Source organism: Lysinibacillus sp. FSL K6-0102, from assembly GCF_038003545.1.
GTDB lineage: Bacteria > Bacillota > Bacilli > Bacillales_A > Planococcaceae > Lysinibacillus > Lysinibacillus capsici.
In genome coordinates this window covers 3582847-3602709 of sequence record NZ_JBBOPH010000001.1, presented here as the reverse complement: position 1 = coordinate 3602709, position 19863 = coordinate 3582847, and the positions used below count along the sequence as shown (strand labels likewise).

Below are 19863 nucleotides of genomic sequence, written 5' to 3'. Positions count from 1 at the left end.
TTATAAATGGTTAAGAAGTGTTTTAACAAATTTCTCTAGGCCATTACGATCTTCCACTGAAAATCGATTCACGATAGGACTATCGATATCTAACACACCAATAATTTCACCTTGCTTCATTAGCGGTATAACAATTTCAGACTGCGATGCAGCATCACAGGCAATATGCCCTGGAAAATCATGTACATCTTTTACAACAACTGTTTCTCTTGTTGCCACAGCTGTACCACAAACACCACGCCCAATAGGAATTCTAACACAGGCAGGAAGACCCTGGAATGGTCCTAACACAAGCTCATTATCCTGCAAGAGATAAAAACCAACCCAGTTAATGTTCGTTAAAAATTGATTTAACAGAGCAGAGGCATTACTTAAATTGGCGATTTGATTGGTTTCGCCAGTTAATAGTGCATCTAATTGTTTTGATAATGTCAGATACTGGTCAGCAATTGATCCTTCGTAATTAATTTGTGTAAACATACTAAGCACCTCGTTTAAAAGTTATTTAAATTGGTAATATAACATTATAGTGTTGATGTAAATCTTCTGCGCAATGTGCATCTGAACCAAATACATATGGTAGTTTAATAGTTTGACTATAATTGATAAGGGCAAATGGTGGATAAGGCTCCTGACAATATTGTTTACTTAAACCTGCACTATTTAAATCTAATTCATAGCCCGCGAATTTCATGCTGTCTAATACTTCTTTGATACGTGGGGTGTCATTGATTTTTTCGTTGTGCGCTAGTTGGAATTTATGAATAAGTGATGGATGTCCAATCCGTTTTGGTTTGTATGGTCCAAGATCTGCACTAATCGATTGTAGGACAGTATCATAATATAAATCATATACCAGTTCAACAGAGCCAACTTTTTTTGAAAAATCAATAAAGCATTCAGAAGAAAAGTCGATACATACAAAGGTATCTTGCCATTTTAAAAAATGGACTGATAAAATAGCGTCATCTAAAAGATGTCCATAGGTATCAAGGAATTGACGAGTTTCTTGTTCGTAGCCTTGGATGTAGTCAACTTCTAGTCCGATGCGGATACGAATATCTTGTGCATACTGTTGTTGTAGATGTTGCAATTCTTCAATGTAAGACATGAGATCATCAGGATTCATGCCACTATCTTGTTGCGGGGTTGGATCGACAAAACTTTTGGGCAATGGGGCGTGTTCTGTAAATGTTATATCTGTGAAATGTTGAGAAATTGCTTTTTCAATATATTGCTTGAATGAGTCCGTAGTGCCATGTGGACAAAAAGGACTATGTATATGCCCATCACGTTTCATAATTTACCACTCCTTTAGCTCTATAGATACGCTATTTAAATATTTCACAATAGCGAAAATACAGTTTTCTGAAAAACACTTAAATTTTAGTACAAAAGGCGAAAACATAGTATATAATAAATACAACTAGCCAATTCGTTTATTGTAGAATAGGAGGCTTACGATGGAGTATATCATCATTCCGATTATCCTACTATTAATTTTAGCCATAGTAGGATTTATGATGCGAAGAAAACATGTTGCAATTATTGCAAAACTAGAAAATGAAAAATTACAAATACAACATAATCCTATAAATGAAGAAATTTCAAAAGTAAAATCTTTAAACATGAACGGTGAAACGGAAGAAATGTTTGAACGATGGCGCAATACTTGGGATGAAGTCATCGACGTACATATGACTAAAATCGATTCTCTTCTATTTGATGCTGAGGATCAAATTAATCGACTTCGTTTTAAAAGGGCAACTTTAATAGAACGTGAAATTGAAGATTACATTGAGAAATGCGACCAAGATAAAAATAAAATTTTAGAAGAACTGAATGAATTAATTGGCAGCGAAGAAAAAAATCGAATTGAAATCGAACAATTAAAAGAATACTATCGCTCTGCAAGAAAGACATTGCTGGCTCATCAGCATTCATTCGGTGTAGCATTACCTGCATTAGAGAAGAAGCTAGAGACATTTGTTCAAAAATTTGAAGAGTTCGATGTCCTAACGAATGAAGGTAATTATTTGCAAGCGCGAGAAATTGTCATTAGCTTAAATCAAGAATCGCAGCAGACATTCGAATATATTAATGATGTTCCAACCATCTTAACGGAAATTCAAGTGAAGCTACCAGGTGCGGTTCAGGAATTGCGTAATGGTCAGCGTGAAATGGAAGACCAATCTTACTATTTACAGCATTTAGAATTGACAGATGCACTTAATAAATATGAAAAAGAATTCGAGGCATTAAAACTCGAACTTGCAGAGCTGAATTTAAAAGTTGTTAAACCGCGTGTGACAGAAATAAATGAAGAAATCGACCATTTTTATGATTTACTTGAAAAAGAGGTTATTGCTAAAAATTATGTAGATCAAAATTGTGATCGTTTATTAAGTTCTATTACCAATGTCATTTCTTCAACAAAATTAGTGAATGACGAGGCAACGTATGTACAGCAAAGTTATCATTTAAATGAAAAAGATGCCGAAATTCCAAAAGCCGCTTTAAAACAATTGGAAGCACTGCAACGTCGCTATGATCTATTAGCTATGCGAGTTAGGGAAGAAAAATCAGCTTATTCTAGCTTACAGGAAGAGTTAATCGAAATTAGTGAAGAGCTTGAACGAATTCACGAAGAACAAGGTCATCTGTCGAATACAATGAAGAAACTTCGAATAGATGAAAATAAGGCACGCGCTCAAGTCGAAAACTTAAAGAAAATATTACAGGATACTGATCGTTTATTGAACAAGGCAAATATTCCAGGAATTCCTGAGGAGATGGATGCACGACTTGATGAGGCAGCAGAGCACATCTATGTTGTCATGCAAAGCTTGCAAGAAGTACCACTTAATATGGGTACTGTTCATAATAATCTAAATGCAGCAACACTCTGTGTAGAGGATGTTAAAGTAAAGGCACATGAGTTAATAGAAAATGTGATGCTCATTGAGCGTATTATTCAGTACGGTAATCGTCATCGTGCATCGAACCCAAAATTGAACGGACGTTTAAGAGAAGCAGAAGAGGCTTTCCATCAATTCCGTTATGCAAAGGCTTTAGAAGAAGCAGGTACAGCAGTGGAAGAAATGGAGCCAGGTGCCTTAAAGCGTATTCAAGAAATGGTTGCCGAAGAATTCATAGCAAAATAATTCAAATAACATTTTGAGCTGTCTAAAAAGTATAGCGATTACTTTTTAGACAGCTTTCTATTTATGCTTAGATTAGGATGTGATTCAGTATGAAATTGTCCATCAAAGAAATGAATGAACATTTCGCAAGTGAAATTTTACAATGGCAATATGTAGCACCTTACGATTTTTACAATAATGAATTATCGGGTGAAAATGTACAAGAAATGCTTGATAATCCTTACTTTGCGATCTTTAATAATCATAGTGAACTAATTGGCTATTATTGTACAGGTAAAGCAGCCCAAGTGCCAAAAGGGCAAGGTTTTGGGGCGTATGAAGAACACTGTATAGATATTGGAATTGGGTTGAAGCCAAATCTAACGGGTCAAGGATTAGGAACGGCATTTTTTTCGTTTATTGTTCAAACAGTTCAAGAAGAATATCAGCTGCCATTACGTTTAACAGTTGCACTATTTAATAAGAGAGCAATCCATCTTTATGAAAAATTTGGTTTTGTTAAAGCAATTGAATTTAGTACACCAACAGAGTTTGTCACGATGGTGAAAAAAATGTAGGATATCAATTAAAATTTAAATAATTGTTAAAGTTAGTGGTCAATCGCCAAAGATTGCGTTATGATAAATACCGTTAAATCAACGTTTTGAAAGTGTGTGAAAAGTTATGGTTAATACAATTTATTTGGATAATAGTGCAACAACTAAGCCTTTAAAAGAGGTTATGCAGGCTTTTATGGTTGTAAATGAGCAGTATTATGCTAACCCTGCTTCCATCCATGCTATGGGTGTTGAAGCAAATGATTTATTAATACGTGCGCGTGAGCAAGTAGCAGATATTTTGCAGACAGAGGCAAAAAATGTGCTATTTACTTCAGGTGGTACAGAATCAAATAATGCAGCTATTTTTGGCATAGCACGTAGTAATACGCATATAGGAAAGCATATTTTAACGACTGAAATTGAACATCCATCAGTGCTAGAAACAATGAAACAACTTGAAAAAGAGGGCTATGATGTTGAATATCTTCGTGTCGATCGAAGAGGTGTGATTTCTCTAGATGAGCTTCGTACTAAAATACGAAAAGAAACAATTTTAGTTAGCATCATGCATGTGAATAATGAAATGGGTGCAATTCAGCCTATTAAGGAAGCAGCAAAAATGATTCATGAAATGAGTCGTGCTGCCTTTCATGTTGATGCTGTGCAAAGCTTTGGGAAATTAGCAATATCCTTTAAAGAAGAAGGACCTGACATAATTTCTATCTCTGGTCATAAAATTCATGGCTTTAAAGGCTCAGGAGTGTTAGCATTCCGTAAACCCATAAGATGGCAGCCCTTTGCTCTTGGTGGAGGTCAGGAATTTGGTATGCGTAGTGGTACTGTAGCAGTTCCGCAAGCTGTTGCTTTAGCGAAAGCGGCTCGACTTGCTGTTGAAACAATAAACGAACGCTCAAATAAATACCGTCAATGGCACGATGAAATCCGAACTCAGCTAGAAAGTTATGGCGAAGCAGTCCATGTTTTATCAACGCCACAGGGAGCTGCGCATATTGTGTCATTTAGTGTTCGTGATTTAAAAGGGGAAGTCATTATTAATGCTATGCAAAAACGTGGTGTCATTGTGTCGACATCAAGTGCATGTTCTTCCAAGCAAACGAAAACAAGTCATGTCGTCGAGGCGCTTCACCTTGATGAGCATTATAAAAAAGGCGTGATTCGCCTTAGCTTTGGCGCACATAACACAATAGAAGATATAGAAAACTTTAAACAAGTACTAGCAGAAGTAATGTTGGAACTCAAAGGAGAAAAAAAGTAAATGATTTGGAAAGAAATTTTAATTAGATATGGTGAACTTTCTACAAAAGGTCGCAACAAAATGGATTTTATCCGCCGTTTACGTGAAAATATTCGTCATGCCTTTGCAGATTTAGGACAACTGCATATTCGCACAGAACGTGACCGTATGTTTATTGCCATAGAAGACGAAGCACAAATGCAAATGCTAATTACAGGTTTACCTAAAATTTTTGGTATTCAATCATTTAGCCCTGTCGCTGCATGCGAAAAAGATATGGACAGTATGAAAAAGCTCGCTATCACTATTATGGAGACATTTAAAGATGAGCCACATACATTTAAAGTAGAGGTAAAACGTACTGATAAAACATTTCCTTTAGAATCTCATGCCATCCAACGTGAGATCGGTGGCTATGTTTTACCACAATTTCAAAATTTATCTGTTAAAGTGAAGCAGCCTGATATTGAGCTACGTGTAGAAGTTCGTCATGATGCAACTTATATGATGGCACAAGTCATTCCTGGTGCAGGTGGAATGCCTGTAGGATCAAATGGCAAGTCTTTATTAATGCTATCTGGCGGTATTGATAGCCCTGTCGCAGGTTATTTAATGATGAAGCGTGGTGTGCGATTAGAGGCAATTCACTTCTTTAGTCCACCTTATACAAGCCAAAATTCATTGGAAAAAGTTAAAGTGCTTGCCAATGAATTAACAAAATTTGGTGCTAGTATTCGTTTGCATGTCATTCCTTTTACTGAAATACAAGTTCTTATTAAAGAAAAAGTACCTTCTAATGTATCGATGACGACAACACGCCGAATGATGTTGAAGGTTGCTGATCAGGTGCGTGAGGAAATTGGTGCACTTGCTATTGTAACGGGCGAAAGTCTTGGACAAGTGGCGAGTCAAACGCTTGAAAGTTTAACAGCAATAAACGCAGTAACAAATACACCTATCCTTCGTCCGCTGATTTCAACTGATAAATTAGAGATTATTGATATTGCAGAAAAAATCGGCACATACGAAACATCTATTCAGCCATTTGAAGATTGCTGCACGATTTTTACACCAGCAAGTCCAAAAACAAAACCGAAGCTTGAAAAGGTTGAGCATTATGAAAGCTTCTCTGACTTTGATGAATTGATCGAGCGAGCAGTGAAGAATCGCGAGGTCTATATTTTCCCTAAGAAAGAAGAACAACAAGATAAATTTGCAGATCTACTATAAGGATTCAAAAGCTGTCTCAAAGCCCATTTTGAGACGGCTTTTTTGTATGGATATTGTTATTCCAATAGAGGTACAATTTACCTCTAAATTTTTTGTATTAAAAATCTAATATCGCACATTCTATATTCACAAGGAGGTGAGAAACATGGCTTCAAACAACAACCGTAGTTCAAACCAGCTTGCAGTACCTGGTGTACAACAAGCACTAGATCAAATGAAATACGAAATTGCACAAGAATTTGGTGTTCAATTAGGAGCTGAAGCTTCAGCTCGTGCCAACGGTTCCGTTGGTGGTGAAATCACTAAACGTCTTGTACAAATGGCAGAATCTCAATTAAAAGGTATGCCAAACAACAACCAATAAATGCTGATTAAGCATTTATAAACTTAAAACCAGTGACCGTAAAAGGCACTGGTTTTAGTTTGTTTATTGATCATTTATTTATACGAGATAAGGATCTAAATGTAGCTACTGTATGATCAACATCTTTGCTTTGACAAATAGCTGAAATAACAGCAACACCATCAACCCCCGTTTGAAATACAGAATGTGCATTTGTGAAATTAATTCCACCGATTGCTACAATTGGTAATTCAGGATGTAATGAATGAGCCTCCTGTAAAAAAGATGTACCACATGGTGGTTGTGCATCACTTTTAGAGGATGTTGGAAAGATTGGACCGATACCAACATAATCAGCTTGATGGTTAATAGCTATTTGCAATTCTTCCTCGCAATGGACAGATACACCAAGAATCATGTTCCCGATTCTTTTACGTGCTACACTTACAGGTAAATCATCTTGTCCGATATGAACACCATCAGCTCCTAGTCGTATCGCTAGATCAACATCGTCATTAATGATAAAGGGCACATGATAGTGATGACATAGTTTTTGGCATTGGCGTGCAAATTGTTCATAGGCAAGTCCAGTTAACGCGTGAGGACCTTTTTCACGAAATTGAAACATTGTAATGCCTGCTTGCAAGGCTTTTTCTAGGATATAGATAGGTTGTTCTTGAGGAGGAACATTGCTCGTACCCATAATAAAATAAAGCTCCAAATCCTCACGTTTCATGAATAATCACCTCACAGCCTTCCTTATACTGTTGATAAGCAAAATGATTAGTGGGTCCATGACCATTTCCAATCGATAAATTAAACATAATAGCTAATTGGATATATTTTTTAGCTTCCATAATGGCATTTTCCAGAGCAAATCCTTGTCCAAGAAAAGCAGTAAGTGCTGCGGAAAATGTACATCCAGTACCATGCGTATTTTTTGTTTGGATTCGTGGAGACTGCAAAGAAAAAGAACGTCCATTTTTGCAAAATACATAATCAATGGCATAAAGTGGATCTGCTATATGACCACCTTTAATGATGACACATTGTACACCTAGCTGTAACAAGCTTTGAGCTACTTCTTTCATATCTTCAAAATGATGAATAGATCTCCCAGTAAGTGTCTCTGCCTCGGGTATATTGGGCGTAACAACCGTAGCAAGTGGTAATAAAGTTGAGCGTAAGGCATCGATAGCTTCTTGCTGTAATAGGCTTTCCCCACCTTTTGCAATCATCACCGGATCAACAATCAGTGGAATGTTTAGCTCCCTGATCTGGTGTGCAATTGCTTTGATAATTTCTGAGGAATAAAGCATTCCTGTTTTAATCGCAGCGATTGGAAAATCTTCTACTAAGGCCTCTAATTGTTTTTTTATAAAGGAAACGTCAATAGGGCAAACACCTGTTACACCCAAAGTATTTTGAGCAGTTAGAGCAGTAATAACAGAAGTACCGAACACTTCTAATTCCTGAAATGTTTTTAAATCAGCCTGTATACCCGCGCCTCCACCACTATCTGAGCCAGCGATTGTTGTTACAATATGCATGAAGCTGCACCATCCTTTGATAAGCGATGTATAGCATTGAGTAAGGCTATTTGAAAATCACCAATGTCTGCAGTAAATGCGGATGCCAGTACACCTGCTTTTTTATAGTAAGTAAGTGTTTCTGTTAATTGTTGGTAAGGATTATGGCTTACACTATAGGCTGCGCCACAAATTGCGCTAAGTAAACAACCTGTACCCGTTACTTCCGTCATTTGTGGATGACCACCAGCGATCCATTGGCTATGCTTGCCATCAGTTATAAAATCGCGTTCTCCTGTGACAATAACAATGCATTGATAGCGTTGAGCCAATGATGTGGCTTCTAATTCCGTAGCGATAGTGCCATGACCACTATCTACACCCTTTTGTTGCCAATTTACACCAACTATTGCTGCTAGCTCGCCGAGATTACAGCGAATCACGGCAAAGTGTATGTTTTCAAGTAAGTATCTTACGGTTTCCTTACGATAAGTTGTGGCTCCAACTCCGACAGGATCTAAAATAACAGGAATACCAAGTTTATTGGCTTTTTCACCTGCTAATAACATGGCACTTTTTGTGCGATCATTAAGTGTTCCAATATTAATTAATAATGCTTGAGCAATGGCCACCATCTCCTCTACCTCTTGGTAGTCATCGGCCATTACTGGTGAAGCACCTATCGCTAATAAACCATTTGCTTGAAAATTTGCCACTACATAATTGGTTATACAATGGATAAGTGGTTGCTGTTGACGAATTGTTTGAAAAATCATTGTAGTCCTCCTTTAGGGATGGACGTAAGCATGCAAAAAAGGCTCTTTTTGTGTAAAAATGCACGAAAAGAGCCTTTCATCTGAAAACGATGTTTATTGCTCCCTACGTCAGTATTAACTAACAGGTTCAAAGGGTCAGGTTTTACCTTCTCAACTCTTACGAGTCCCCCTGCAATCTTGCTTTTAGTTGACCAAAATGTACCATACTTTTCATTTGTATTCAATAGCAAGTTTTCCTATAGATAAAATGTGACCGATGCCATATAGGAGGGTATGATAGTTGTCATGACTTTACCGAAATTAAGCACAAACCATTGAAAATGCTGAAAAAAGAGTTTTATAATGTGTCATAACAAAAGGGGGCAATTGCCATGAAAAGACAAGATTTAGTTGCACCAGAATGGTATAACATAGTAGAGGAAATTGAAAAATATGCTCAGGATGCAGCCAAAAATGCTTTAATCATTTATGAAGAAAACCAAGACATCCAATGTATTACATATGCACATTTATTGGAAAAAGCAAATCAAGTAGCACATGTATTCACCAAGCAAGGTTTAAAGAAAGGTGATGTCATTTTAGTGATGGTCCCACGCTCTGTGGAAGCATATATTGTATATATTGCTGCATTGAAAGCGGGTTTAACCATTATTCCAAGTTCTGAAATGTTAAGAACAAAGGATATTGAGTATCGAATTCATCATGCAAATGCTAAAGCAGTTATTGCATTTGAACCCTATATCGAACAGTTTGATCAAGTAGGAAATTTACAAGGCTTACTGCAATTTGTCATAGGAAATGCGCACAAACCTTGGCAGAACATACTTGAAAAAATGCATAATCAACCTACAATCTACATAAATCCTATCCCAACAAAAAGCACAGACAATGCATTTTTAGCCTATACAAGTGGAACAACAGGAAATCCCAAAGCAGCAGTGCATACGCATAGTTGGGGCTATGCACATTTACGAACAACAGCACCACATTGGTTGGGTGTACAAGAAAATGATATTGTTTGGGCAACTGCAGCACCAGGATGGCAAAAATGGATATGGAGTCCGTTTCTAGCTACTTTAGGTAGTGGTGCTACTGCATTTGTCTACAAAGGTAAATTCGATGCAGCTTCTTATCTAGCATTGCTTGAGAAATTCAAAATTAATGTACTATGCTGTACACCAACTGAATATCGTTTTATGGCAGCGCTTGAAAATTTACATGAATATGATCTAAGTGCCATTCGCCAAGCCGTATCAGCTGGTGAGCCATTAAATAGTGAGGTCATTAAAGTATTCTTGGAAACATTCAAATTACAAGTACGAGATGGCTATGGACAAACGGAAAATACATTATTGGTGGGCACAATGGTAGGGATGGAAGCAAGAGTTGGCTCTATGGGGAAACCTACTCCCGGCAACACTGTTGAAATTATTAATGATTTGGGCAAACCCGTTACAATCGGAGAAGTGGGTGATATTGCTGTACATCGTGAAACACCAGCACTCTTTAAAAAATATTTAAATGATCCTGAACGTACAAATTTACAATTTCGTGGGGATTGGTATATTACAGGAGATCGAGCCTATAAAGATGAAGATGGCTACTTTTGGTTTGATGGTCGAGGAGACGATGTCATTATATCCTCAGGCTATACAATTGGCCCTTTTGAAGTAGAGGATGCTTTAATGAAGCATCCAACCGTAAAAGAGGCTGCTGTCATTGCGAGTCCTGATAAAGTCCGTGGGAATATCGTCAAGGCATTTATCGTTCTACACAATGGTGAAAAAGGTGATGCAGCGCTTATTCAAACACTTCAAAGTCATGTAAAATCACTGACTGCCCCTTATAAATATCCACGTGCTATTGAATTTGTAGAGGAGCTACCCAAAACATCTTCCGGGAAAATTAGACGTGTCGAATTACGACAACAAGAAATTAAAAACCTCCAATCTTAATCATTTCCTAGGAAATAATGTCGAAAATCAAAGTTCATCAATGGTATGGACTTTGATTTTTTAAATTTTTTTAGGTAAGGTAATATGAGGAAATAAACAGCTTAAAGCTTTTTGCATTTAATTATTGCAAAAAAATGAAACAAATAAGCAAGTCATACGTATTACGTGTTGAGGAGGCGGAAAGACATGAATGTAAAAAGGTGGGTTGCTTTAGTAGTGGCAGGTGTTCTCTTACTATTTTCGTTAGGAATTAATACCATTTTTGCGCTATTTAAAGCAGATTTCCTAGGTAATTTTGATAGCTTAATGGCAGGTAATAGCTTAGATGTATATGAAAATGTCATTGAAGGGGAAAATTTTGATAAGCGAATTGCTTATTTAAAGGTAGATGGAACGATTCAAGATATCGGCTCAAGTACATTGTGGCAACCAGTTGCCTATGACCATCAATTTTTCTTAGAACAATTGGATAATATTTTATATGATGAGACCATACAGGGGGTTGTTTTAAGCGTCAATTCACCAGGTGGTGGTGTAAAGGAATCAGCAGATATCTATAAAAAGCTACTAAAAATTAAAGAGGAACGACAAATTCCGATTTATGTATCGATGGATTCTATGGCAGCTTCAGGTGGTTATTATATTTCGGCCCCAGCAGATAAAATATTTGCCCATCGTGATACAATAACAGGTTCTATTGGTGTTATCATGCAATCTATTAACTATCAAGAGCTGGCTGAAAAAGTAGGGGTCAAATTTGAGACGTTTAAATCGGGAGAGCATAAAGATATGTTAAGTCCAATGCGTGAAGTGACAGCAGAGGAACGTGCAATGATGCAAGATATGATTAATGAAACGTACGAAGAATTTGTAGATATTGTAGAACAGGGACGTAATATGTCTGAAGCAGAAGTGAAGAAGGTTGCAGATGGTCGTATTCTTGGCGGTACAAAAGCGCTTGAAGCAGGATTAATTGATGAGATTGGTGATGAAGAAGCGACCATTGCAGCTCTTCGTGAAGATTATGGACTTGAAGATGCGGCTTTATTTGAGTATTCATACGATATGGGCGGCTGGCAATCATATGTTGGTATGAAAATTGGCTCCATGTTTGGTCCATCTGCAGAAGAAAAAATGCTAATGAAAATCATGACGGACTATAGCGCACCGAAAATGATGTATCTTTATGGGGAATACTAAGGGGGGAGCACAATGACAAACAATGAAATTGTTATGCAAGGTTCACCCTCTATGGAAAATGGCTTTCTTATGAATATATCAGGAGAATCAGCAAATGATAAAAACTATGCATTAAAAACTGCTGGTTTTTGGGTACGATTTTGGGCATTTTTATTAGATGGATTCATCATTTCTGCTATAGGTGGAATACTTGTTAATCCAATCTTCTATTTAATGGATTGGTCCCTATCTGATTCTGTTTGGTATGCGCCGATTTCTATTATTACAGCAATCTTCTACTATAGCTACTTTGTGCTGATGACAAAGTTCTTTGGGCAAACACTAGGGAAAATGGTGTTTGGATTACGTGTAATTTCATTAAAGCACGATCAGCTAACTTGGTCAGATGTGTTATTCCGTGATTGGATTGGTCGTATCATCAATAATATTTTTATGCCACTGTATATTTTGGTAGTGATTTTGCCAGAAAATCAAGGTTTACATGATTATTTTGCTGATACAACAGTGGTGCATGAAAAAATCTTTATTGAAAAGGCTTCAACACCGACTACTTTACCAAAACAAGAAGAGCAAATAGAAGCTATTGTGCAAGAAGAAAAAATAGATCTAGCCAAGCTAGAGGAAAAAAATGAACAATAAACATAAGACTGTCTCCTAATTTGAGACAGTCTTATCTATTTCTAAGTATGTAAGCTATGATAGTTGCAATTAATTCCCTTCATTTAGTAATATTATGTACATATGATGATTAGGAGGCGTTTATATGGCACAAGTAACATTTAAAAATGGTCCAGTGACACTAGTAGGCAATGAAGTAAAGGTGGGCGATCAAGCTCCAGATTTTACGGTATTAGCAAATGACCTATCACCTGTAACATTAAATGATTCAGAAGGAAAAATTCGTTTATTTAGTGTTGTACCATCATTAGATACTGGTGTATGTGATGCGCAAACACGCCGATTCAATGAGGAAGCTGCTAACTTAGGTGATAATGTAGTTATTTATACAGTATCTGTGGATCTTCCATTCGCTCAAAAGCGCTGGTGTGGTGCAGCAGGAATTGATGCAGTCCAAACTGTATCAGATCACCGCGATCTTTCATTTGGTGAGGCATATGGCGTATACATTCAAGAATTACGTCTTCTGACACGTGCAGTATTCGTTGTGGATGCAAACAATAAAGTAACATATGTTGAATATGTACCTGAAGCTACAGATCATCCAAACTATGAAGCGGCCATTGCAGCTGTCAAAGCACTAGCATAATAAGCTGCTTTTAGGCTAAGATAATACTAGACAAAGGGGCTGTGACAAGTGTTTGTCACGGCTCTTTTCTGCGTGAAAGGAAGTTAGATATGGAAAATATCGAAAAGTTATTTGGTTTGCTAAATGAGCATGCCGAAAAAATCGAAAAAGAACAGAATATAACGTTACTAGAAGGGTTATTAGATGGGTTAGAGGCATGGCTTGATGGCGAAGTTGATTTTTCTCAAAAAGATGCAACAAAAGAGGATATACGTAAAGCTATTCAAATTGCTATTTTAAAAGGAATGCGCAAAGGCTCACAGCCGAATCATCAAATGACTCCTGATACGTTAGGGTTATTAGTGGGCTACTTTGTGGAGCAAATTTTTGCAGAGAGTCTTGAAAATGAAAAGATCTCGATCATGGACCCAGCAGTAGGCACAGGTAATTTATTACTGACGGTTATGAATTTATTAGATGGAAAAGTGGAAGCAACAGGTGTAGAGGTTGATGAGCTACTTATTCACCTCGCTGCGGCAACTGCTGATTTAATAGAACAGCCTATTTCTTTATACCGTCAAGATGCCTTAGAAGATTTATTGGTCAATCCAGTTGATGCAGTTATTTGTGATTTACCTGTAGGTTATTATCCAAATGAAGAAGTGGCACTCAATTATGAATTATGTCCAGCAGAGGGGATGAGTTATGCCCATCATTTATTCATCGAGCAATCAATGAATTATACAAAAGATGGCGGCTATTTATTTTTCCTTGCACCATCTCATCTTTTTGAGTCAGAGCAGTCTAAGCAATTACACAAGTACATTCAAAAGCATGCGTGGATTCAAGCGATTATTCAATTACCTGACTCTATGTTTGCTAATAAGTCATTAGAGAAGAGTCTGGTGATTTTACAAAAACAATCGAAGGAATTGAAAGCACCTAAAGAAGTTCTATTAGCTAAAGTTCCAAATATGCAGAATAAGCAGGCTCTTGCACTATTCTTTGAAAAAGTGAAGATGTGGAAAGAGGGCAAGTAATTGCTATTAAGTGCAAGTAAAAAGGTATCCTATACAAGGATACCTTTTTATGTATTACAAAATTAATTTTCTGGTGTACGGATAACTAGTACGTCACATTTAGCTGAACGAACGATAGCCTCAGATACAGAACCGATTAAGAAGCGTTCTACTGCATTTAGACCAGTTGCACCACAAATGATTAAATCTGCGTCTACGATGTTAGAAAGCTCTTTTGTTATGATATTTTTTGGAGAGCCATACTCGATGATAAGATTAACATTCGTTAAACCTTCATCTTCAGCTTGCTTTTTATAACCATTTAATAGTTCTTCAGAAAATGCTTGAGCACGTTCTGCGATGGAGCGGTCATATGCTTCGATAGCAGCAAATGAACGAGTATCGATTACATTTACTAGATTTAATACTGCACCTTCGTTTCGTTTTGCCACATCAATCGATTTACGAAACGCGTATTCAGCTTCTTTTGAACCGTCTACTGCAACAACAATGCTTTTATAATGATTAGCCATTTGAAAAACCTCCCTGATTTGTATATGTTGATTATACCAAATGATTTTCTAAAGGAAATACTTTCCGCAAGAAAAATTATGAAAATGTGAAGGCATTTCATGTAGATATGTGAATTAAATATAAATACTCAATTCCCACTATTTGCAGTGTGTAAACCTCTTTTGCTCATTTGAAACTGCTCATGAATTAGCTTCCTTAACAACTATTTATTCGCCTTTTTAGTTTTTTAATATAGTAATTTATAATGGTTTATAACGTTAGAATATTTGTTATTTTGGAAATCTTATAAATTTTATCTGTATTTGCATTAGTTAAAGCTTTTTTTGCAATTGTTTGGTAATATGGAAGTGCAAGGGGTGCATCAAATTTAGTTACATAAATGATGCTTATTTCTTACGTTATGGAAGGGGATAGGAAACAATGAAGATTGGTATTCCAAAGGAAATTAAAAACAATGAAAACCGTGTAGCAATGACACCAGCAGGAGTTGTCACTTTAACACATGCAGGTCATGAAGTGTACATTGAAACTGGAGCGGGGCTAGGCTCAAGCTTTACGGATGCTGATTACATTGCAGCTGGTGCTCATATTGTTCAAACAGCTAAAGAAGCTTGGTCACAAGAAATGATTATGAAGGTAAAAGAACCTGTAGCTTCTGAGTATGATTACTTCTACGAAGGTCAAATTTTATTCACGTATTTACACTTAGCGCCAGAGGTTGAATTAACTCAGGCACTTTTAAATAAAAAAGTTGTAGGGATTGCCTACGAAACAGTACAATTAGCAAATGGCTCATTACCATTGCTAACACCAATGAGTGAAGTTGCTGGTAAAATGGCTACACAAATTGGTGCACAGTTCTTAGAAAGAAACCATGCTGGTAAAGGTATTTTACTAGGCGGTGTATCAGGTGTACAACGTGGGAAAGTAACAGTAATCGGCGGTGGTATTGCAGGTACAAATGCTGCAAAAATCGCTGTTGGTATGGGTGCGGATGTGACAGTTATCGATTTAAGCCCAGAGCGTTTACGTCAATTGGAAGATATGTTTGGACGTGATGTTCAAACATTAATGTCTAATCCATATAATATTGCAGAATCAGTGAAAGATTCAGATTTAGTTATTGGGGCGGTATTAATCCCAGGCGCAAAAGCACCGAAACTTGTATCTGAAGAAATGATTCAATCAATGCAAGCCGGCTCTGTTGTAGTCGATATCGCAATTGACCAAGGTGGTATTTTTGCAACATCTGACCGTGTGACAACACATGATGATCCAACATATGTGAAGCATGGCGTTGTACACTATGCAGTTGCAAATATGCCTGGTGCGGTACCACGTACTTCTACAATTGCTTTAACAAATAATACAATTCCATATGCACTTCAAATTGCCAACAAAGGCTACAAACAAGCTTGCCTTGATAATGCAGCACTGAAAAAAGGCGTGAATACATTAGATGGACAACTTGTTTATAAAGCAGTGGCAGATTCACAGGGACTACCATTTGTCAATGTGGATGAGTTAATTCAATAAACTTTGCTAGACATAGGAAAAGGAAGCACACTAGTTGCTTCCTTTTTTGCATTATAGAATGATTAAATCTTTCGGAAATTTTGTTAATACCTCAACGCCATCTTTTGTTACGACAACATCATCCTCAATACGTACGCCTGTTACATCTGATTTATAAATGCCAGGCTCAATCGTAAAGACCATACCTTCTTCCATCGTCATCTCATTAGCACCTGTAACAGATGGGAATTCATGCACAGAAATACCAAGACCATGTCCAAGGCGGTGCGTGAAATAGTCACCATAACCAGCCTCTGTGATTGTATCACGTGCAATTTTGTCTAAGTCCATCGCACGAACACCTGGCTTTACTGCTGCGACAGCATTTGTGTTGGCAGCTAAAACAGTTTGATAAATTTCTTTTTGAGCTTCACTTGGCTCACCAAAAGCAACAGTACGTGTAATATCTGAGCAATAGCCATCGTAAATAACGCCAAGGTCAAATAGTACCATATCACCTTTTTCAATTTTACGTGCACCTGGCTTCCCATGAGGAGAGGCAGTTTTTGGACCACTCAATACCATTGTTTCAAAAGACATTTTACAGCCTTTATCTTGAATGGCACTTTCGATCGCTGTTAGGATTTCCATTTCTGTTTTACCTTCAGCAATTTCCTTGCAACCGATTTCAATTGCATAATCAGCCAACTCTGCAGCCTTACGTAATTTTTCTAATTCACTTTCATCTTTGATTACGCGCATCGCATTAATCTTTTCATCAAGACGCACAAAGCTAGCTTGAGGGAAAGATTGCTGTAAAGCTTCCAAGCGCTCAACAATGAGTTGAGCTTTTTCAATTGCAAATGTAGCTGGGGTGATTTGGCGTGCTACGATCGCTTGAGCAAGAACTTCCATCGAATTTTCTGTATCTTGATGGCCGATTACCTCATAGGACCATCCAGCAGCCTTTGCATCTGGAATCTCCATTTGTGGACAAATTAGAAAAGGCTCCGCATCTTTAAAAATCATCACGCCTAGTAATCTTTCATGTGGATTACTTTTAAAGCCTGAAACGTAAAAAACATTGTCAGGTGTTGTTACGAATGCTGCATCGATATGATTTTGCTGCAAGTAACGTTGGATTTCTTCAACCTTTGACATCAATATGTCCTCCTTTTATTGCATGGGAAATTTTACGTAAGAAAGCTTCGACTGCCTAAAAAAGTAGCGAGGATTCTTATCTAGTACTGAATAATTGTGCTCTAACAGGGTATAAAGCTGTTAGAGAATACTACCATTATTCTCTGTACAAGCATATCAAAAAAAGGGAAAAAGCGCATGGGTAGCGAATTAAAATGTTGGACTGTACTTTGTTAATCGAGGAGGATGTTAAGATGAAAATAAGTTATCATGGACATTCAGTTGTCAAAATTCAAACAAATGGAAAAACGATATTAATTGACCCTTTTATTAATGGCAATGGGCAAACAGACTTAAAAGTGGCTGACGAAGCGCCAGATATTATTTTACTTACACATGGCCATAATGATCATGTTGGAGATACAGTAGAATTAGCGAAGAAAAAAGATGCGCTAGTCATTGCGCCAAATGAACTGGCTAATTGGATTTCTTGGCAAGGTGTAAAAACACACCCAATGCATATAGGTGGTGCAAAGGAATTTGACTTCGGTAAAGTAAAGTTTACACAAGCCTTTCATGGCTCTTCTTATGTAACAGAAAATAACGAAATAATTTATATGGGAATGCCTGCTGGAATTTTATTATTTATTGAAGGATTAACAATTTATCATGCGGGCGATACAGCTCTTTTTGGTGATATGAAACTAATTGGTGAACGACATCCAATTGATATTGCATTCTTACCAATTGGTGATAATTTTACAATGGGGCCAGAGGATGCAGCGTGTGCAGTTTCGTTTTTAAAGCCGAAAATTGTCGTACCGATTCATTACAATACATTCCCACCAATCGAGCAAGATCCACAGATTTTTGCAGATTTAGTACAAAATACAGAAGTTCAAATTTTGAAAGCTGGCGAAAAAGTAAACTGTTTCTAATCGTTGGTAATGCTGTACTATATGAATCGACACCACGCTGGTAGTTGAAATGATGGGGAAAGTTAAACAATTTCATCACTTTATATTAAATATTTTCATAAAAAATATGGTACACTAAGAGCAGAATTGAAGCTTAGGAAATAGGTGATATTTTGTCTACAAAACATGAGAAAATTTTACAATACATCGAATCACTACCCGTGGGCGATAAAATTTCAGTACGGCAAATAGCAAAGGAAATGCAAGTGAGTGAAGGAACAGCTTACCGTGCAATTAAGGAAGCTGAAAATCGTCGCTTAGTAAGTTCTATTGAACGTGTTGGAACAATTCGTATTGAGAAAAAAAAGAAAGAAAATATTGAGCGCTTAACTTTTGCAGAAATTGTTAATATTGTAGATGGCCAAGTTTTAGGTGGTAAATCAGGTCTACATAAAACACTAACAAAATTTGTTATTGGAGCTATGCAATTAGAGGACATGATGCGTTACACTGATGCAGGTAGCTTATTAATTGTTGGTAACCGTATTAAAGCACATGAGAATGCCCTTCGAGCGGGGGCAGCTGTTTTAATCACCGGCGGTTTTGATACTACGGAAGATAATAAGTTGCTTGCAGATTCATTAGATTTACCAATTATTTCAACAAGCTACGATACGTTTACAGTAGCAACAATGATTAACCGGGCAATCTATGACCAATTGATTAAAAAAGATATTCTTTTTATCGAAGACATTTATGTACCGATGACTGACACTGCAGCATTAAAAAATGATGAAACAATTCATCATTTCCAGAAGCTGAATGAACGTACAACCCATGGTGCATTTCCTGTAGTTACCCACCAAAATAAATTGGTCGGTATGATTACCGTAAAAGACGTCATTGGTCGTGAAGAAAACGAGCTTATTGAAAAAGTAATGACGAAAAACCCAATTGCTGGCTCCATGAAAATGAGTGTCGCTTCGGCAGGACATCGAATGATTTGGGAGGGGATTGATCTCTTACCAATTGTAGATGACGACAATATTTTACAGGGTGTTATTAGCCGTCAAGATGTACTGAAGGCGTTGCAATTAGCACAAAGACAGCCACAGCATGGTGAAACGATTGATGATTTAGTGAAAAATGAAATGAAGGTATTAGGTGATGAAGAACTCATCGTTGAATTTAAAGTCACACCACAAATGACTAATCAATATGGAGCAATTTCATACGGTGCTTTTACAACTTTACTAGCTGAGGTCGGTTCATTCGCATTAAAACGACGTAAACGTGGAGATGCAGTGGCAGAGAATATGACTATTTACTTTATTAAACCAGTCCAAATGGAAAGTACGCTAACTGTTAAGCCTCGGATTTTAGATATGAGTCGTAAGTTTGTGAAGATGGATTTTGAAGTGTATAATCAACAAATGCTTGTTGGTAAGGCAATGATGATGTTCCAACTATTAGAACGTTAAGTATTGAAAAGGGATGGCCT

The 19863-nt window shown here is 37.1% G+C and carries 20 protein-coding genes and 1 riboswitch; of the genes, 13 read left to right on the top strand and 7 right to left on the bottom strand.

Annotated features, from left to right (window positions below):
• Both NYE73_RS18295 and hisJ read right to left on the bottom strand, forming a co-directional pair.
• Positions 1 to 480: a GAF domain-containing protein gene (locus tag NYE73_RS18295; protein WP_259948494.1), complete on the bottom strand. Its 480-nt coding sequence runs from the start codon at positions 478 to 480 to the stop codon at positions 1 to 3.
• Between the two features lie 25 nt (positions 481 to 505).
• Complete coding sequence (gene hisJ, locus NYE73_RS18290; RefSeq protein ID WP_259948491.1) at positions 506 to 1300, bottom strand: histidinol-phosphatase HisJ; 795 nt, start codon at positions 1298 to 1300, stop codon at positions 506 to 508.
• A gap of 163 nt (positions 1301 to 1463) precedes the next feature.
• Here hisJ and ezrA point away from each other — a divergent pair, with 163 nt between their 5' ends.
• The 5 genes from ezrA (at position 1464) to NYE73_RS18265 (ending at position 6552) form a co-directional block, all read left to right on the top strand.
• A complete protein-coding gene (ezrA, locus tag NYE73_RS18285; RefSeq protein WP_054549944.1) occupies positions 1464 to 3164 on the top strand; it encodes a septation ring formation regulator EzrA in 1701 nt (566 codons plus the stop codon).
• An 89-nt stretch (positions 3165 to 3253) separates the two neighbouring features.
• Entirely contained in the window at positions 3254 to 3721 is a 468-nt protein-coding gene (locus NYE73_RS18280; protein ID WP_259948488.1) for a GNAT family N-acetyltransferase, read from the top strand.
• A 106-nt stretch (positions 3722 to 3827) separates the two neighbouring features.
• Entirely contained in the window at positions 3828 to 4979 is a 1152-nt protein-coding gene (locus NYE73_RS18275; RefSeq protein ID WP_259948487.1) for a cysteine desulfurase family protein, read from the top strand.
• On the top strand, positions 4980 to 6188 hold the full coding sequence (gene thiI / locus NYE73_RS18270; RefSeq protein ID WP_048393538.1) for a tRNA uracil 4-sulfurtransferase ThiI: 1209 nt from the start codon (positions 4980 to 4982) through the stop codon (positions 6186 to 6188).
• Positions 6189 to 6333: 145 nt separating this feature from the next.
• A complete protein-coding gene (locus NYE73_RS18265) occupies positions 6334 to 6552 on the top strand; it encodes an alpha/beta-type small acid-soluble spore protein (RefSeq protein WP_004226165.1) in 219 nt (72 codons plus the stop codon).
• A gap of 70 nt (positions 6553 to 6622) precedes the next feature.
• Here NYE73_RS18265 and thiE read toward each other — a convergent pair whose 3' ends face one another.
• The 3 genes from thiE to thiM are packed head-to-tail and all read right to left on the bottom strand — an operon-like array spanning position 6623 to position 8836.
• Positions 6623 to 7267: a thiamine phosphate synthase gene (thiE, locus tag NYE73_RS18260; protein WP_048393540.1), complete on the bottom strand. Its 645-nt coding sequence runs from the start codon at positions 7265 to 7267 to the stop codon at positions 6623 to 6625.
• Positions 7257 to 8081 (bottom strand): bifunctional hydroxymethylpyrimidine kinase/phosphomethylpyrimidine kinase, encoded by an 825-nt coding sequence (gene thiD, locus NYE73_RS18255; RefSeq protein ID WP_259948485.1) that lies wholly within the window; start codon positions 8079 to 8081, stop codon positions 7257 to 7259. The genes thiE and thiD overlap by 11 nt, the downstream gene beginning before the upstream one ends.
• Positions 8069 to 8836: a hydroxyethylthiazole kinase gene (gene thiM, locus NYE73_RS18250; protein WP_259948483.1), complete on the bottom strand. Its 768-nt coding sequence runs from the start codon at positions 8834 to 8836 to the stop codon at positions 8069 to 8071. The genes thiD and thiM overlap by 13 nt, the downstream gene beginning before the upstream one ends.
• 83 nt (positions 8837 to 8919) lie before the next feature.
• A riboswitch (TPP riboswitch) is annotated at positions 8920 to 9017 on the bottom strand.
• Between the two features lie 190 nt (positions 9018 to 9207).
• On the opposite strand from thiM, the gene mbcS reads away from it, so the two are divergent.
• From mbcS to NYE73_RS18225, 5 genes are all read left to right on the top strand, one after another.
• The gene (gene mbcS, locus NYE73_RS18245) at positions 9208 to 10791 is read left to right on the top strand and encodes an acyl-CoA synthetase MbcS (RefSeq protein WP_259948481.1); all 1584 of its coding nucleotides are present in this window, start codon (positions 9208 to 9210) and stop codon (positions 10789 to 10791) included.
• A gap of 186 nt (positions 10792 to 10977) precedes the next feature.
• Entirely contained in the window at positions 10978 to 11991 is a 1014-nt protein-coding gene (sppA, locus tag NYE73_RS18240; protein ID WP_016991568.1) for a signal peptide peptidase SppA, read from the top strand.
• Positions 11992 to 12003: 12 nt separating this feature from the next.
• The gene (locus NYE73_RS18235; RefSeq protein ID WP_259948477.1) at positions 12004 to 12630 is read left to right on the top strand and encodes an RDD family protein; all 627 of its coding nucleotides are present in this window, start codon (positions 12004 to 12006) and stop codon (positions 12628 to 12630) included.
• A gap of 124 nt (positions 12631 to 12754) precedes the next feature.
• Complete coding sequence (gene tpx / locus NYE73_RS18230; RefSeq protein WP_004226187.1) at positions 12755 to 13258, top strand: thiol peroxidase; 504 nt, start codon at positions 12755 to 12757, stop codon at positions 13256 to 13258.
• Between the two features lie 89 nt (positions 13259 to 13347).
• A complete protein-coding gene (locus tag NYE73_RS18225; RefSeq protein WP_259948475.1) occupies positions 13348 to 14277 on the top strand; it encodes a class I SAM-dependent methyltransferase in 930 nt (309 codons plus the stop codon).
• 62 nt (positions 14278 to 14339) lie between these two features.
• Here the strand turns inward: NYE73_RS18225 and NYE73_RS18220 are convergent, their stop codons facing one another.
• Positions 14340 to 14789 carry a universal stress protein gene (locus NYE73_RS18220; protein ID WP_004226191.1) on the bottom strand — a complete coding sequence of 150 codons (450 nt, stop codon included), beginning with the start codon at positions 14787 to 14789 and terminating at the stop codon, positions 14340 to 14342.
• 421 nt (positions 14790 to 15210) lie between these two features.
• On the opposite strand from NYE73_RS18220, the gene ald reads away from it, so the two are divergent.
• Entirely contained in the window at positions 15211 to 16326 is a 1116-nt protein-coding gene (gene ald / locus NYE73_RS18215) for an alanine dehydrogenase (RefSeq protein ID WP_004226195.1), read from the top strand.
• Positions 16327 to 16377: 51 nt separating this feature from the next.
• On the opposite strand, the gene NYE73_RS18210 is transcribed toward ald, so the two are convergent.
• On the bottom strand, positions 16378 to 17466 hold the full coding sequence (locus NYE73_RS18210) for a M24 family metallopeptidase (protein WP_016994812.1): 1089 nt from the start codon (positions 17464 to 17466) through the stop codon (positions 16378 to 16380).
• 233 nt (positions 17467 to 17699) lie between these two features.
• Between NYE73_RS18210 and NYE73_RS18205 the strand changes: the two genes are divergently transcribed.
• Both NYE73_RS18205 and NYE73_RS18200 read left to right on the top strand, forming a co-directional pair.
• Entirely contained in the window at positions 17700 to 18383 is a 684-nt protein-coding gene (locus NYE73_RS18205; protein ID WP_016994815.1) for a metal-dependent hydrolase, read from the top strand.
• Positions 18384 to 18535: 152 nt separating this feature from the next.
• The gene (locus tag NYE73_RS18200; protein ID WP_004226205.1) at positions 18536 to 19843 is read left to right on the top strand and encodes a DRTGG domain-containing protein; all 1308 of its coding nucleotides are present in this window, start codon (positions 18536 to 18538) and stop codon (positions 19841 to 19843) included.
• Positions 19844 to 19863 lie beyond the last annotated feature (20 nt).